The following is a 15,003-nucleotide window of genomic DNA, read 5'->3' as shown; positions in this document are numbered from 1 at the left end:
TCCCCCGACCCCTCCCGCAAGCGGGAGGGGAGAAGAGAAGCCGCATGTCGTCGCGGTCGATTATGGCGCGAAGGACAATATCTTCCGCAACCTGGTCAAGGCCGGCGCGCGGGTGACGGTGGTGCCCGCGAAGACGAGCCTCGACGAGATCGTCGCGTTGCGTCCTGCGGGCGTGTTCCTGTCGAACGGTCCGGGCGATCCCGCCGCGACCGGCGACTATGCGGTGCCGGTGATCAAGGGGCTGCTCGAGCGCAATGTCCCGATTTTCGGCATCTGCCTCGGCCACCAGCTGCTCGGCATCGCGGCGGGCGCCAAGACGGTGAAGATGCATCAGGGCCATCGCGGCGCGAACCACCCGGTGCAGCGCGTCGGCGGTGACTTCGCCGACGGCGTGGTCGAGATCACCAGCATGAATCACGGCTTTGCGGTCGACACCGCGACCTTGCCCAAGGGTGTGGTCGAGACGCACCGTAGCCTGTTCGACGGGTCGAACTGCGGCATCGCGATCACCGGCAAGAATGCGTTCAGCGTGCAATATCACCCCGAGGCGAGCCCGGGGCCGCAGGACAGCTTCTATCTGTTCGAGAAGTTCGTGGGCGGGCTGAAATGAGCTTTGCCGATCAGCTCGACGCGCTGGCGGCCGATGTCGCAGCGCATCCCGAGCGCTGGGGCGCGGGGGTGCGGCTCAACATCACCTGCGCGCGGCGTCTGCCCTATGAGGCGGTGCAGCTCGCCGAGGCGCGCGGTCTCGCCGAAGCGCGCGGGGTCGGGCGGCACCATCTGATCTTCGAATATGAGGATATCGTGCCCGATGCGGCGTGGGTTGAGGGTACGGCGCGCCCGGTGCTCGACTTCATCGCCGAGGTCGGTGGGACCGACCCGCAGATCGGCGTCGATCGGAATGTGCAGTGATTGAAATTGAGGCACGAACGAGCCTATTTGACGGCACCAGCGATTTTGGAGCTTCGTGGAAAGGTTGCCATGCACAGCCTTAACACGGATCAGCTCCAAATCTTGGCTGCGGCCGTGATGCAGGTTCTCCACGAAAATAGTATGACTACTTACGCGGGGAAGAGCGACAATTTGATTGAGGCAGTGTTGCATGCCCGCAAAGGTTCTTTTGACGCTGATGATATCAGAAATGCGCTTCGTGCTGTCGAGCATCTCGGCGCGATGACTCAGTCGCAGCTTGGAGCCACCAGCGACTTCATCCGCATTGAAAGGCATCTCTTCGCGGCGCGATTTGCGCGTACTAGCGACCAGAAGTTTAATGCTCGTAAGCTATATCCGTTGCTATTTGAGTACTCTCAGTTCGGCAGCGCTTGGTTGGACGACGTCTGGGATCGATATTTTCCGCAGGAGACATCTGCTGCACCAGTCGAGCATAACAGTGCGAACATACCTGCTGCTGATCGTCTCGTCACAGTCGATCACAATTCGGAAAATTCAGTGTCAGCACGGTCGGCGCTATCCGATCTAAGTGCTCACTTGGCTTCCAGCAATGATTTTGGCGACTTGTCTATTGATGAAGTCGAAGAAGCGAAACGCGAAGTTTGGCTTCTTGAGCAAGCAATTATGCAAGAAGCCGTTCGGATTGACTGGATCGAGCCAATGGCCAAGGCCTGCCTAAAATGGATCGCATTAAAGGCCGCTGAGCAAACCATCGGAGCCTTTGCAATTGCTGCTCTTACCGCTCTCGCTATTCTATTTGGATTTTCTATCTAATGCCCAAAAGAACCGACATAAAATCCATCCTCGTCATCGGCGCCGGCCCGATCGTTATCGGTCAGGCGTGCGAGTTCGACTATTCGGGGACGCAGGCGATCAAGGCGTTGAAAGAGGAGGGCTATCGCATCGTCCTCGTCAACTCCAACCCCGCGACGATTATGACCGATCCCGATCTGGCCGACGCGACCTATGTGGAGCCGATCACGCCCGAGATCGTCGCGAAGATCATCGCCAAGGAGCGCCCCGATGCGGTGCTGCCGACGATGGGCGGGCAGACCGCGCTCAATACCGCGCTGGCTTTGTTCAACGACGGCACGCTCACCAAATATGGCGTCGAGATGATCGGCGCCGATGCGGAAGCGATCGACAAGGCCGAGGACCGGATCAAATTCCGCGACGCGATGACCAAGATCGGGTTGGAGAGCGCGCGCAGCGGCATCGCGCACACGCTCGACGAGGCGTTTGCGGTGCTCGAACGCACCGGGCTGCCCTCGATCATCCGCCCGAGCTTCACATTGGGCGGCACCGGCGGCGGCATCGCCTATAACCGCGAGGAGTTCGAGCATATTGTTCGCGGCGGGCTGATCGCGTCGCCGACCACCGAAGTCCTGATCGAGGAATCGCTCCTCGGCTGGAAAGAATATGAGATGGAGGTGGTGCGCGACCGCAAGGACAATTGCATCATCATCTGTTCGATCGAAAATGTCGATCCGATGGGCGTGCACACCGGCGACAGCATCACCGTCGCGCCGGCGCTGACGCTGACCGACAAGGAATATCAGATCATGCGCAACGCGAGCATCGCGTGCCTGCGCGAGATCGGGGTCGAGACCGGCGGGTCGAACGTCCAGTTCGCGGTGAATCCCAAGGACGGCCGCCTGATCGTGATCGAGATGAACCCGCGCGTGTCGCGCTCGTCGGCGCTCGCGTCGAAGGCGACGGGTTTCCCGATCGCCAAGATCGCGGCGAAGCTGGCGGTCGGTTATACGCTCGACGAGATTATGAACGACATCACCGGGGTCACCCCGGCGTCGTTCGAACCGACGATCGACTATGTCGTCACCAAGATCCCGCGCTTTGCCTTCGAAAAGTTCAAGGGCGCCGAGGCGACGCTGTCGACCGCGATGAAGTCGGTCGGCGAGGTGATGGCGATCGGCCGCACCATCCATGAATCGATGCAAAAGGCGCTGCGCGGGCTGGAGACGGGGCTTTCGGGCTTCAACTTCGTCGATCGCCTCGTCGGCGCGAGCCACGACCAGTTGCGCAGCGAACTCGCCCAGCGCACCCCCGACCGCCTGCTCAACGCCGCGCAGGCGATCCGCGAGGGCCTGCCGCTCGCCGAGATCAACCGCGTCGCGGGTTATGACATGTGGTTCCTCGAACGCATCGCCGAGATCGTCGCCGCCGAAAATGCGGTGATGGAAAACGGCCTGCCGCGCGATGCCGAGGGGCTGCGCGCGCTGAAAGCGATGGGCTTCTCCGACAAGCGCCTCGCCTATCTCGCGCTCAAGTCGGCGCATCTGCGCCCCGGCGCCGCCCGCGCGACCGCGCGCGGCAGCGGGCTGATCCACGAGGCGGTGAAGGCGATGACCGGCGGCGTCACCGAAATGGAAGTGCGCGCGCTGCGCCACAAGCTCGGCGTGCGGCCGGTGTTCAAGACGATCGACACCTGCGCCGCCGAATTCCAGGCGCAGACCCCCTATCTCTATTCGACCTATGAGGCGCCAACCTTTGGCGCCCCCGAGTGCGAGGCCAACCCGTCGGAGCGTCAGAAGATCGTCATCCTCGGCGGCGGCCCGAACCGCATCGGGCAGGGGATCGAGTTCGATTATTGCTGCTGCCACGCCTGCTTCGCGCTCGAGGAAGCGGGTTATGAGACGATTATGATCAACTGCAACCCGGAGACGGTGAGCACCGATTATGACACCTCGGACCGCCTCTATTTCGAACCGCTGACCGCCGAAGACGTCCTCGAAATCCTCGCGGTCGAAATGTCGAAGGGCACGCTGGTCGGCGTCATCGTCCAGTTCGGCGGCCAGACGCCGCTCAAGCTCGCGCAGGCGCTGGAGGATGCCGGCATCCCGATCCTCGGCACCTCGCCCGACGCGATTGACCTCGCCGAAGACCGCGAGCGCTTTGCGGCGCTGGTCAACAAGCTCGGCCTCAAGCAGCCCGAGAATGGCATCGCGCGCAGCCGCGAGGAAGCCGTCGCAGTCGCGGCGCGCATCGGTTACCCGGTGCTGACGCGCCCGAGCTACGTGCTTGGTGGCCGGGCGATGGAGATCGTCGACGACCAGGCGCAGCTCGAACATTATATCGAGACGGCGGTGCAGGTGTCGGGCGATTCGCCGGTGCTGATCGACCGTTATCTGCGCGACGCGATCGAGGTCGACGTCGATGCTTTGTGCGACGGGACCGACGTCGTCGTCGCGGGCGTGCTCCAGCATATCGAGGAGGCGGGGGTGCATTCGGGCGACAGCGCCTGTTCGATCCCGCCGTACAGCCTGCCCCCCGAGATCGTCGCCGAGATCGAACGCCAGGCCGATGCGCTGGCGCGCGCGCTCGAAGTGCGCGGGCTGATGAACATCCAGTTCGCGGTCAAGGGCGACGAGGTCTATCTGATCGAGGTCAATCCGCGCGCCAGCCGTACCGTGCCCTTCGTCGCCAAGGCGGTGGGCTCGCCGATCGCCAAGATCGCGGCGCGGGTGATGGCCGGCGAGAAGCTGGCCGACCTGCCGAAGATCAACCGCGACATCGCGCATGTCGCGGTGAAGGAAGCGGTCTTCCCCTTCGCACGCTTCCCCGGCACCGACCCGGTGCTGTCGCCCGAAATGAAGTCCACCGGCGAAGTCATGGGAATCGACAGCAATTTCAACCTGGCCTTTGCCAAGGCGCAGCTCGGTGCGGGTGACCGCCTGCCGACCGACGGCCGGCTGTTCGTGTCGGTCAAGGACAGCGACAAGCCGCGCATCGTCGATGCGGTGAAGCAGCTGCGCGCCTGGGGCTGGCGGGTCATCGCGACGGGCGGCACCGCCGACTATCTCGATGGACAGGGTATCGCGGTCGAACGCGTCAACAAGGTGGCCGAAGGACGCCCGCATATCGTTGACCGGATCAAGGATGGCGATGTCCAGCTGATCTTCAACACCACCGAGGGCTGGCAGTCGTTGCAGGACTCGCAATCGATCCGCGCGTCGGCGCTCGCGGCCGATGTCGCTTATTACACGACGGCAGCGGGAAGCGAGGCCGCGACCCATGCGATCGGCGCGCTGCGCGCGCACAGTCTTGAAGTAAAGCCGCTTCAGGACTATTATTGACGGACCGCTCCACCCCCCGACATTGACGGAAACAGCGGCGCAGCCGCCCGGCGAAGTTTCGCTGGCGCTGAATTATTGACGAAGGACAACAGGATAATGGCAAGCGTTGAAAAGGTGCCGATGCTGGCAGAAGGCTATGAGAAGCTGAGCACGCAGCTCAGTGCGCTCAAGGCCGAGCGACCCTTGATCGTCGATGCGATCGAGGAAGCGCGCGCGCACGGCGACCTTTCGGAAAATGCCGAATATCATGCCGCGAAGGAACGCCAGGGCCAGGTCGAAGCGACGATCGGCGACCTGGAGGACAAATTGTCGCGGGCGCAGGTCATCGACCCGACGACGCTGTCGGGCGACCGCATCGTGTTCGGTGCGACCGTCACCCTCGCCGACGAGGACGACAAGCCGGTGCGTTACCAGATCGTCGGCCAGGCCGAAGCCGACGCCAAGGACGGCAAGATCAGCTATAACTCGCCGCTCGGCCGCGCGCTGATCGGTCGCCGCGTCGAGGACGAGATCGAGGTGACGGTGCCCGCCGGCGACAAATATTATGTGGTGACCAAGATCGAATTCGTCTGATCGGCGCCGCGTCGATGAACGCCGCCCGGACCCCCGTGATCACCGGCTATGCGATGGCGTGTGTCGTCATCTTCGTGCTGCTCGCGATCACGGGCTATGAGCATCAGGCTTTCATCGGCGCCGGTTTCATCCCCGGGCGGTTCGGTAGCGAACTGATCGCGCCGCCGGGGACGATGCTGCCCTTCGTGCTGACGCCGCTGTCGTCAGCCTTTCTGCACGCCGGGGTGATGCACCTCGTCTTCAACATGATCATGCTGCTGTTCATCGGCCGCCAGCTCGAAACGCCGCTCGGGTCGTCGGCGACGGCATTCCTGCTCGTCGTCGGGGCTTATGCCGGCGCGCTCGCGCAATGGATCGCAGATCCCGGATCGCTTGTCGTGGTGATCGGCGCAAGCGGCGCGATATCGGCGCTGGTCGCGGTCTATGCGCTGATCTTCAGCCGTACGCGCACCGCCGCGATCGGGCCGATCCCAGGCCATTGGGTGCGCGCGCTGTGGCTCGCCGCCGCGTGGATCGGGCTGCAACTGCTCATCGGTTTTGCCGGCGGCGCCGATTTCGGCAATATCGCCATCTGGGCGCATGTCGGCGGCTTCCTCGCCGGGCTGTTGCTGGCGCGCCCGTTGCTGAGGTGGCGGTTCAAGGGGCGTTAGAGTCCCGCGAGCAAGCCACCCACCAGCAGCGTCGCCACGCGCACGTCGATGCCGCAGCCTTCGGCGCGTTTGGCCGCGATGAAATCCTCGATTCCGGCGAGCGGGACGCGGTGGACGGTGATGTCCTCGCTGTCGACCCCGCCGCCTTCGCCGATCTTCGTCAGACCGGTCGCGACGAGCAGGGTGAAGCTTTCGGTCACCATGCCCGGCGAGCTGTAGAATTCCCCGACGTTGCGCCAATGTGCGGCGGCATAGCCCGTTTCCTCGTCGAGTTCGCGCGCGGCGGCGAGTTCGGCGGCTTCGCCGGCGGTGTCGTCGCCGACCAGTCCTGCGGGCATTTCGAGGCAGTTCATGCCCATCGGCACGCGATATTGCTCGACCAGGATGATGTGCCGCCCGTCGGGGGCGTCGTCGATTGCCAGGATCACCGCAGCATGGATGCCGCGCGAGCGCGAGACATATTCCCACGTCCCCTGCTGCTTGACGGTGATGAAGCGGCCTTCCCACCGCGTCTCGATGGGCGTGTCGGCGGTCGGGCGGGGCATGGTGGGTCCTTTCGTCTATGGCTTCAAAGTTCGATCAGCCGGTCGGGCAGTTCGTTCGGATTTTCGCTGCCCCGCGGGAAATGCTCGGCGAGGACGACGCCCATCTGGCGCACCGCTTCGGCCATGCCTTCGCCGGGGCGGCCGGCGCGGACATGGTCGATCAGCGCCGCCATCGCATCGCCCCAGACGTCGGGCGACACCTTCGCCGCAATCGCCTCGTCGGCGACGATATCGGCGCGATGCTCCTTCAGGCTGACATAGAGCAATATGCCGGTGCGGCCCAAAGTCTTGGCCTCGGTGCCGACCTTGAACAGGTCGATCGCGCGGGCGCGGACGCGGCCCGCGAGGATCGTGCGCGGGGTCAGCCAAAGGCGCAGCGGGCGCCATAGCAAAATCAGCCACATGCCGATCCATTTGAGCACGCCGATCGCGATCACCGTGCCAAGCCATTCGTTTGCGGTGAGATCATAGCCCCAGCCGCCGGTCAGCCGGTCATAGAGGGTGCGATAGAAATCGGGGAACAGCGCGATCACCGACATCGCGATGAAGGCGGCGACGCTCGCCCAGACGAGCGCGACATCGTCATAATCGTTCGACTGCGCGGCGATGACGGTGACGATTTCGCCATTGGTCCGCGCCTCCGCCGCCGCGACTGCGGCGGTGACGATATCATGGTCGGCGGCGCTGACATGGTTGACCTTGCGTGGCATTTCTCGCGCTCCCCTACCAGCCGCCCGACGCGCCGCCGCCGCCGAAGCTGCCGCCGCCGCCCGAAAAGCCGCCAAAGCCGCCACCGCCGCCGCCCCAGCTCGAACCGCCGCCGCCGCCCCATGACGATCCGCCGCTGCCGCTGCCCCAGTCATTGTCACCCCAGATGATGATCGGGGCGCCCCAGGGGCTGTTCTTGCGGCGACGCCGCCCCTTGCGCCCGATGCTCGACAGGATCGGCAGGATGAAGAAGAAAAAGACGATGAAACCGACGAAGATCAGCCCGCCGATGTCGCCGTCGTCGGCGCGGTCGCGTTCGGCCTTGTCGGCGGCGGCGGCGCGCGCGGCGGCTTCTTCGGGGGTCAGCTGCAACTGCTTGATGGCGGCATCGACCCCGGCATCGATCCCGCCGGGAATATCGCCCGCCTTGAACCGCGGCGTGATGTCGTCGCGAATGATGGTCCAGGCCATGGCGTCGGGAAAGACGCCTTCGATGCCGTCGCCGACCTCGAACCGCATACGCCGTTCCTTCGGCGCGACGATCAGGATCAGCCCGTCGTCGCGTTCGGCATCGCCCAGCTTCCAGGCATTGCCCATCCGGTATCCCCAGTCGGAGATGTCATAGCCTTCGAGGTCGGGCAGGGTGACGACGACAAATTGCTGCTGGGTCGCCGACTGGTAACCGCGAAGCTTGGCGTCGAGCGCCGCTTCCTGCGTCGGATCGAGCTGGTCGGCGAGGTCCATGACCGGGCCGGTCAGCTTGGGGATCGTCTGCGCGGTCGCGGGCGACAACGCGATGGCCGCCAGCATCGTCAACAGCGCCAGAAACCGCCCGATCATCGTTCTGCTCCCGTTTCCGCAGCGACCGCGGTGATTGCGGCATCGACGCCGCCGGCATAGTCCCGCGCCTTGAAGTGCGGCAGCATCTTTTCGATGACGCCCGCCGCCTTCGCGTCGGTCAATATTGTCCTCATGCCCGATCCGGTCGCGACCCGCGCCTGGCGTTCATTTGGTGCGACAAGGATCAAAATACCGTCATCCTGGCCCTTCCGCCCGATGCCCCAACGGTTGCCGGTGCACGTGGCATAGGTGTCGATCGGCTGGCCGGCGAGGCTCGCGGTCGTCAGGACGACCATCTGGTGGCGGCTCTTTTGTTCATAGGCGGCGAGGCGAGCGTCCAGCCGGCTTTCCTCGGCCGCAGCCAGGATGCCGGCCGCGTCGGTCACCCGCCCCGCCAGTGCGACCTGCGGGACCGATGCGCATTCGCTATCGACCGGCGACGCCGTGGCTTGCGAGGCCGGCGCCGCCTTGCACCCGGCCAGCAACATTGTGGCGACCAGTGCTGTCTCGACCGCGCCGGCGCGCATCGTTAATTGCCGAGGTTCATCTTCGGGGCTTCCTCGGCGCCCTTGGTCACCGCTTTGAACGGCACCATCGGCTGCGCTCCATGGACGATCTTGGCGCCGATGATGTCCGGGAAGGTGCGGATCGTCGTGTTATAGTCCTGCACCGCCGCATTATATTCCTCGCGCGCGCGGCTGACGCGATTCTCGGTGCCCTCGATCTGGATTTGCGCGGTTTCGACATTCTTGGGCGACACGAGATTGGGATATTGCTCGACCGTGACCAGCAGGCGGCTCAGCGCGCTGCCATATTGGTCCTGCGCCTGCTGATATTGTTCGACCTTCGCCGGATCCTTCAGATCGTCGCCGGTCAACTGGATCGACGACGCTTTCGACCGGGCCTCGGCGACCCCGACGAACACCGTCTTTTCCTGATTCATCGCGCCCTTCACCAGGGCCTCGATGTTCGGATAGAGGTCGACGCGGCGCTGATATTCATTCTCGACATTGGCCCATTTGGCCTTGGCGGCTTCTTCCTTGGTCGGAACGCTGTTGATGCCGCAGGCGGACAGCGACATCGCCGCAACCGGCACGATCAACCAACGGGCAGAACGAGTGGACATGGTTATCAAGCTCCCTCCGGCGGCGTTTTGCCGCAACAATACAGTACATAGGATGGCGCTTGCCTTTGTGCAATCCGCGCGGCAGGTTCGCGGCGCAGGACCAACCATATGGGGAGCATCAAGATGTTGGGAGAGTTCAGGGAATTTATCGCCAAGGGCAATGTCATGGACCTTGCGGTCGGTGTCATCATCGGCGGCGCCTTCGCCACGATCACCGGCTCGCTGACTGCGGACCTCATCATGCCGCTGGTCGGTTGGATCTTCGGCGGGGTCGATTTTTCGAGCAAGTTCATCCTGCTCGGCAGCGTGCCCGACGGGATCGCCGCGACCGATTACGCCAAGCTGAAAGAGGCGGGCGTCGCGATGATCGGCTATGGCGCTTTCATCACCGCCGTGATCAACTTCCTGATCCTGGCCTTCATCATCTTCCTGCTGGTCAAATATGTGAACAAGGTGCTGCGCCGCGGCCCCGACGCACCGGCCGGTCCGACCGAGGTCGATATCCTCACCGAAATCCGCGACGAGTTGCGCAAGAAATAATTTTCCACTGCTTTTCAACGCTTCGCCCGTCCGCGCCCTTTCCAAGCGCGGGCGGGCTTCCTATATGGGCGGGGTCGGTTTCGGTCGACTATGGTGATAAATGATGCCGTGGAATAGGCACAGCGGACCCGGGGGCAGTACCCGGCGGCTCCACCACAAACCCGCGATTTCGCAAGGACGCGCGGGTTTCTGACGGGGCCGAACTAGGATCGACGTGTGTTCAAAGACGGTGTTTTTGCCCGGGCTGAGTAACCCGTTCAAGGCTCAAAACCAATAAGTGCTAACGATAACGAAGCACTCGCTCTGGCTGCGTAACCGATAAGCCTCACGGCCTAAGGTTATTCAAATAGAACGCGGTTCGGACCGAACCGGGCAACAGAATCGGATACCAGCGGCTGGGGACGAGCCGGGCAACAGAATCGTCCCACCTTTCCTACAATTAGAACGCGATGCCCGGCCGCAGGACGAGCTGGAAAAGCGCGAGCAACGCGGCCAGTGCTGCGAGCGGACCGACGATGCTCGGCTTCGCGGGCGCCTGCGCGGTTTCGCGGCGGAAACCCAATCCCACTGTCAGCCAGCCCAGCCCGATCAGATGGACGATCAATGGGATCAGCACGACCTCGATCGGTTCGCGCGGTACGCGAAACGGGACGACCAGCAGAACCGCGAGCAACAGGGTCGCCGTCAGTTGCAGCGCGGTCGTCCGGCCGCTGCCGCCAAAGGGATAGCGCCGGGCCAGCGCGCGTCCCGCGACCAGCATCGCGGCGACCGCGAGGATCAGCAACCCGGCCTTTGCCGCGGGCGTTGTCCCCAGATGGGCCAATGCGCGCCCGGCGTCGTTGCCCGGCAATAGGCTGCCGATCGCGACTTGGCTCAGCGACTGGAACAGCCCCTGGAACGCCATCCAGAAGGCGAAGAGCCGCCAGGTCGGCCGCGCCGGCGAAATCCGCCCCGCGAGCCACAGGAAGAGCAGCCCGCTGAACAAGGTCGCGACCGCGCCGCCGCCCTGCAGCAATTCCGCGATCGGGGCGTCGCCCGACCAGCCATGGTCATTGTGATAGAGGATCGGGTCGAGCCCCGGCACCAGCGCCTTCGGGATCACGAGGCCGAGTTCCTGAATGAGGAAGGTCAGGCTGAACGCGAGCGCACACAGCAGGGTCGAGACCGCAAGGCCGCGCATGTCGAGCCGTGCCGCTTCGCCTTTCAGGCGCGTCATCCCGATCAGGAATGGCAGCACGCCGATCGCGGCGACCAGTCCCAACAACATGGTCACGCCGCTTTCGCTTCATCCTCCGCCGCCGGCCGCGCGAGCTGGCGGCTGTAGAGCCAGCCGATGCCGATCAGGCTGAAGCCGAGCACCACGAACGACCCGATCCGCAACAGCCCTTCGAGCCCCGATGCGTCGAACAGGAACACTTTGCCCACCGCGCCGAGCATCAGGATCAGCGAGGCGATGCGCCAGTCGTGGCGGCCTTTGCGGATGCCCCACAAGAGGAAGCCGATTGCGAGCGCGAGGATCAGGATCGAACGCAGGATATTCTCGGTCGCGGTTACCCCCGGTTCGATCAGCAGCGTGCCGTGGAACAGCTGCCGGAGCGTCGCCCAGGCGAAGCCCGCGACGAGCAGCATCGTGACGAGTTGCACCGCCCGCCCGTATATCGCGGGCGCAGCGGGGAACAGCCGGCCGATAAGCGTGAGCCCCAGCCAGGGCAGCAGGAACAGCGGGACGAGCCAATTGGCGACCGGCCAGCCGCCGACCGCCTGCTCGGTCCATAAGGGATTGTGGAGCATCAGCCCGTACCAGATGGCATGCGCCGTCCCCGCGAGGACGAGCGACCGCGCGAGCCCGGTCCAGCCGCGCGTCATCGCGAGCCAGCCGCCGCCGATCAGCAACAGCTCCCAGATGAGCCGCTGGCCGACGCCGGTGGCGACAAAATCGCCGCCCGCCACCGCCGCGAAGCCGAGACGATAGAGGCAATGCACCGCGATACCCCCCGCGACCCCCGCGATCGCCAGCCCGGCCAGCCACAGCCAGCGCGGCAGGCGCTCTCGGAGGAGCAGCAAAGGTCCGGCAAACAGCACGGCGGGGACCAGCAGGCGCAGCAGCAACTGGTCGACCGCGAGCATCGGGCTGGCGAGCAGCATCGGCTGCCCCGCGATCGACATCAGCGCCTCGAGGGCCCAGGCCGCGACCGGAGGCGCTGCCCAGGCAAGGCTGAGCGCGGCGAAGCTGGCGGCGGCGCCATCGACGCGCGGCAGCGCGATCCGCCGCGCGGCCAGCAAGGTCGCCGCGCCGCCGATTGCGGGCACGAGCATCAGATACGCGCCGGGCACCACCTGCGCGAAGGCGCCATAGGCGAGCAGCGCCGCCGAGACCTGACCCGCGCGCCGGATGACGGGCCTGTCCGACCAAAGCGCATAGGCGAGGCCGGCAAGCGCGAGGCCCGCCCAGCGCAGCAGTTCGGTCGCGCCGACCGCCGCGTCGCTGCCATAGAGGCGCGTCCATTGCGCCACCAGCTGCGGTCCGGTCCCCGCGAGCAGCAGCACGGCAAGCTGGGCATAGATGAGCGAGAGCAATTCGACCGGATGCGACGCGCGCCGCCGGGCGATGGCGAAGAACGCCATTGCCACGCCGGCCATCGCCAGCGGCAGGCTCCACCCCGGGACGACTTGCGCCAGCGTGCCATAGGCAAGGCCGCCCGCGATCGTCAGCGCCGCAAAGCGCAGGATGGGCTGGGTCGCCCTGGCCGCGAACAGCGCGAGCAACGCGGTCATGCCCGCCCAGCGGATCACGTCGGTGGCGCCGACGACCGCGTCGCTGCCGAACAGCCGGCTCCACTGCGCGATCAGATTGGGTCCGGTCGCGGCGAGCAACATCAGCGCGAGCAGGCCAAAGCCCGCCGACAGGAGTTCGATCGACGGCGATGCACCGCGCCGCGCGAGCAGGAAGAGCCCGACCGCCACCGTGCCCATCGCCAGCGTCAGGCTCCACCCCGGCACGACCTGCGCGAGCATCCCATAGGCAAGCCCACCCGCGATCGCGAGCGATGCCGAGCGGAAAAAGCGGTCCTCGGCCTTGCCCGCGAACAGCGCGAGCAGGGCGGCGAGGCCAGCCCAGCGCAGCAGCGCCTGGGTGGCGAAGCCGTCGCCGGCGCCGACGAAGAGGCGCGGGAGTTCGGCGAGCGCCAGCGGGGTCGCGATCAGCGACACCAGCGCGGCGCCGACGAAGGCGGCGGCGATCGGCTCGATCCGCCGGTCCTTCGCCGCCTTGCCGAAAAAGAGCAGCATCGCCGCGACGCCGCCGATGGCATAGGGCGTCATCCAGTGCGGCAGGACAAGCGCGCCCGCGAGGGCGAGCAAGGCGCCGCCGGTCGCGGTCAACCAGGCGAAGCGGGTATCCGCCGCGCGGTCCTCGACCGTCCAGCCGCGCGCGATGCCGATGCCGACGAGCGCCGCACCGCCGAGCGCGACGAGCGCCAGCGTCGTATCGGCGATGTCCCAGAAATGATATTTGGTCAGCGGCACCGCCGTGAGCACCAGCCCGCACAGCTCGAGCGTGCGGCGCAGCGCCTTCGGCACGCTCCACAGTCGTGCCAGCAACGGCAGCGCGTGGATCGCCGCCAGCGCCAGCCCGATCAACAGGAACCAGTAAGTGCCCGGATCGGGCCACACTGCGAGCAGCATCACCGACAGCGCGAGGCTGATCGACGGGACGATCGCGAAATCCTTTTCGCGCCATGCCAGCCATTGGCCCGCCGTCGCGAGCAGCGCGAACAGGCCCCAATGGAGCGGCGCAAAGCCGCCATAGCCGACGAGCAGCGCGAGTTGCAGCGCGCCGACGATCGCCGACCCGGCGCGCAGCACCGCCGCGCGCGGGCCGTCGAACGCCAGCATCGGCAAGGCGAGCGCGAGCAGCAGCACGAAGCCGCCGATCGACAGCGACCCCAGCGTGTCGAGCGCGCTCGTCGCGAGCACCATCCACAGGCTCCAGCCGACCCCGCCGACCATCGCCGCGAGCGCGAGCCAGGGCCAGCGCTTCATCCGCGACACGCCCGCGAGCCCGGCGATCGTGAGCCCGAGATAGACCGCGAGCAGCGGCACATTGGGCTCCATCGCCCCGACCAGCGCCGGGGCGGCAAGGCCGCCCGCGAGCCCGAGCAAGGCGCTCGGCGCGCCGAAACGCAAAGACAGGCCAAGCGCGGCCGCCGTGACGACCGCGAGGCCGATGAAGGCCGCCAAGGGTCCGATCAGCCCATAGGCATTCGCCGCGACCAAGATCGCCGCGTAAAGCGTCGCGATGCCCGCGCCCGACAGCGCCTGCGGCACGCGCAGGTCGCGCACCTTGTCCTCGTTGCGCCAGGCATATTCGGCGCCGCCGATCAGCCCGAGGCCGAAGAGAATGCCCGCGATAACCTGCACCCCCGGCGTGAAGACGCGCGCGAAGAAGCCCGCGTCGATCGCGTAACGGACGATGAGGACACCCGCGATGGCCAGCGTGATGCCGCCGGCCCAGATCGGCAGCGTCTTGCCGAACAGATTCTCGAACCGCTGCGCCATGCTGGCGGGAGGCGCGGGTGGTGCGGGCGGTTTTGGCGGCGGCGTGGCGGCGCGTGCCGCGACCGGCTCCGCTTCGGGTTCCGGAACATCCGCTTCGGCCTCGGCCTCGGCGGGCGCTGCGGCCGCCGTTTCCCCGGCTTCTTCCTCTTCCGTCAGTTCTTCGTCGGGCGCGGGCCCCGACACTGCCGGAAGCGGCGCGCTCGCCGCAGCGAAGGAGGCCGCGATGGGAACCGCCTTTTCCTCCGGCGCCGGTTCGGGAAGCTCCTCCTGCGGCGCGGGCGATGGTTCGGGCGTGTCCGCTGGCGGCGCGGGCACGGGCCCTTCGGCCTTGGGTTTCCAGCGATCTAGCGTTTCGGCGGACGGCGGCGCCCAGGGCGAGGGCGGCGGCGCGGCGGGCGCCGGGCGGGACGGGGCGGCCG

General features: G+C 66.0%; 14 protein-coding genes and 1 other RNA gene. 8 read left to right on the top strand and 7 right to left on the bottom strand.

Annotation, left to right across the window (positions count from 1 at the left end):
- The 6 genes from ACREB7_RS18085 to ACREB7_RS18060 all read left to right on the top strand — a co-directional run.
- Positions 1 to 610 (top strand): glutamine amidotransferase-related protein (locus ACREB7_RS18085; RefSeq protein ID WP_431593664.1); only part of this gene is annotated, 610 nt, incomplete at its 5' end.
- Positions 607 to 912: a hypothetical protein gene (locus ACREB7_RS18080; RefSeq protein WP_431593663.1), complete on the top strand. Its 306-nt coding sequence runs from the start codon at positions 607 to 609 to the stop codon at positions 910 to 912. The genes ACREB7_RS18085 and ACREB7_RS18080, both read left to right, overlap by 4 nt.
- A gap of 27 nt (positions 913 to 939) precedes the next feature.
- The gene (locus tag ACREB7_RS18075) at positions 940 to 1,725 is read left to right on the top strand and encodes a hypothetical protein (protein ID WP_431593662.1); all 786 of its coding nucleotides are present in this window, start codon (positions 940 to 942) and stop codon (positions 1,723 to 1,725) included.
- On the top strand, positions 1,725 to 5,045 hold the full coding sequence (gene carB, locus ACREB7_RS18070) for a carbamoyl-phosphate synthase large subunit (protein ID WP_431593661.1): 3,321 nt from the start codon (positions 1,725 to 1,727) through the stop codon (positions 5,043 to 5,045). Before ACREB7_RS18075 ends, carB begins: the two co-directional genes overlap by 1 nt.
- A 96-nt stretch (positions 5,046 to 5,141) precedes the next feature.
- A complete protein-coding gene (gene greA / locus ACREB7_RS18065) occupies positions 5,142 to 5,618 on the top strand; it encodes a transcription elongation factor GreA (RefSeq protein WP_431593660.1) in 477 nt (158 codons plus the stop codon).
- 14 nt (positions 5,619 to 5,632) lie between these two features.
- Entirely contained in the window at positions 5,633 to 6,268 is a 636-nt protein-coding gene (locus tag ACREB7_RS18060; RefSeq protein ID WP_431593659.1) for a rhomboid family intramembrane serine protease, read from the top strand.
- Here ACREB7_RS18060 and ACREB7_RS18055 read toward each other — a convergent pair.
- From ACREB7_RS18055 to ACREB7_RS18035, 5 genes are read right to left on the bottom strand one after another with little or no spacing between them, the layout of a single operon-like run.
- The gene (locus ACREB7_RS18055; protein ID WP_431593658.1) at positions 6,265 to 6,813 is read right to left on the bottom strand and encodes an NUDIX hydrolase; all 549 of its coding nucleotides are present in this window, start codon (positions 6,811 to 6,813) and stop codon (positions 6,265 to 6,267) included. The genes ACREB7_RS18060 and ACREB7_RS18055 overlap by 4 nt on opposite strands.
- A 23-nt stretch (positions 6,814 to 6,836) precedes the next feature.
- Complete coding sequence (locus ACREB7_RS18050) at positions 6,837 to 7,523, bottom strand: TPM domain-containing protein (protein ID WP_431593657.1); 687 nt, start codon at positions 7,521 to 7,523, stop codon at positions 6,837 to 6,839.
- Between the two features lie 13 nt (positions 7,524 to 7,536).
- Positions 7,537 to 8,361: a TPM domain-containing protein gene (locus tag ACREB7_RS18045; protein WP_431593656.1), complete on the bottom strand. Its 825-nt coding sequence runs from the start codon at positions 8,359 to 8,361 to the stop codon at positions 7,537 to 7,539.
- On the bottom strand, positions 8,358 to 8,888 hold the full coding sequence (locus tag ACREB7_RS18040) for a TPM domain-containing protein (protein ID WP_431593655.1): 531 nt from the start codon (positions 8,886 to 8,888) through the stop codon (positions 8,358 to 8,360). The genes ACREB7_RS18045 and ACREB7_RS18040 overlap by 4 nt, the downstream gene beginning before the upstream one ends.
- Before the next feature lie 2 nt (positions 8,889 to 8,890).
- On the bottom strand, positions 8,891 to 9,493 hold the full coding sequence (locus ACREB7_RS18035; RefSeq protein ID WP_431593666.1) for a LemA family protein: 603 nt from the start codon (positions 9,491 to 9,493) through the stop codon (positions 8,891 to 8,893).
- Positions 9,494 to 9,610: 117 nt separating this feature from the next.
- Here ACREB7_RS18035 and mscL point away from each other — a divergent pair, with 117 nt between their 5' ends.
- Positions 9,611 to 10,027, top strand: a complete 417-nt coding sequence (gene mscL / locus ACREB7_RS18030; RefSeq protein ID WP_431593665.1) for a large conductance mechanosensitive channel protein MscL — start codon at positions 9,611 to 9,613, stop codon at positions 10,025 to 10,027.
- Between the two features lie 34 nt (positions 10,028 to 10,061).
- Positions 10,062 to 10,417, top strand: a transfer-messenger RNA (tmRNA) gene (ssrA, locus tag ACREB7_RS18025).
- Between the two features lie 49 nt (positions 10,418 to 10,466).
- On the opposite strand, the gene ACREB7_RS18020 is transcribed toward ssrA, so the two are convergent.
- Positions 10,467 to 11,300 (bottom strand): hypothetical protein, encoded by an 834-nt coding sequence (locus ACREB7_RS18020; protein WP_431593654.1) that lies wholly within the window; start codon positions 11,298 to 11,300, stop codon positions 10,467 to 10,469.
- On the bottom strand, positions 11,297 to 15,003 hold a 3,707-nt coding region (locus tag ACREB7_RS18015), incomplete at its 5' end, for a DUF2339 domain-containing protein (protein ID WP_431593653.1). The genes ACREB7_RS18015 and ACREB7_RS18020, both read right to left, overlap by 4 nt.

Origin of the sequence: Sphingopyxis sp. (genome assembly GCF_050725615.1) — a bacterium.
Taxonomy (GTDB): domain Bacteria; phylum Pseudomonadota; class Alphaproteobacteria; order Sphingomonadales; family Sphingomonadaceae; genus Sphingopyxis.
The sequence above is the reverse complement of the archived record's forward strand: the minus strand, read 5'-3'. Positions and strand labels throughout refer to the sequence as shown.

Excerpts from the sequence above, each read along its gene's own strand:
- ACREB7_RS18080 (WP_431593663.1), top strand. The coding sequence starts at position 607 with ATGAGCTTTGCCGATCAGCTCGACGCGCTGGCGGCCGATGTCGCAGCG.
- carB (WP_431593661.1), top strand. The coding sequence starts at position 1,725 with ATGCCCAAAAGAACCGACATAAAATCCATCCTCGTCATCGGCGCCGGC.
- greA (WP_431593660.1), top strand. The coding sequence starts at position 5,142 with ATGGCAAGCGTTGAAAAGGTGCCGATGCTGGCAGAAGGCTATGAGAAG.
- ACREB7_RS18060 (WP_431593659.1), top strand. The coding sequence starts at position 5,633 with ATGAACGCCGCCCGGACCCCCGTGATCACCGGCTATGCGATGGCGTGT.
- ACREB7_RS18055 (WP_431593658.1), bottom strand. The coding sequence starts at position 6,813 with ATGCCCCGCCCGACCGCCGACACGCCCATCGAGACGCGGTGGGAAGGC.
- ACREB7_RS18050 (WP_431593657.1), bottom strand. The coding sequence starts at position 7,523 with ATGCCACGCAAGGTCAACCATGTCAGCGCCGCCGACCATGATATCGTC.
- ACREB7_RS18045 (WP_431593656.1), bottom strand. The coding sequence starts at position 8,361 with ATGATCGGGCGGTTTCTGGCGCTGTTGACGATGCTGGCGGCCATCGCG.
- ACREB7_RS18040 (WP_431593655.1), bottom strand. The coding sequence starts at position 8,888 with ATGCGCGCCGGCGCGGTCGAGACAGCACTGGTCGCCACAATGTTGCTG.
- mscL (WP_431593665.1), top strand. The coding sequence starts at position 9,611 with ATGTTGGGAGAGTTCAGGGAATTTATCGCCAAGGGCAATGTCATGGAC.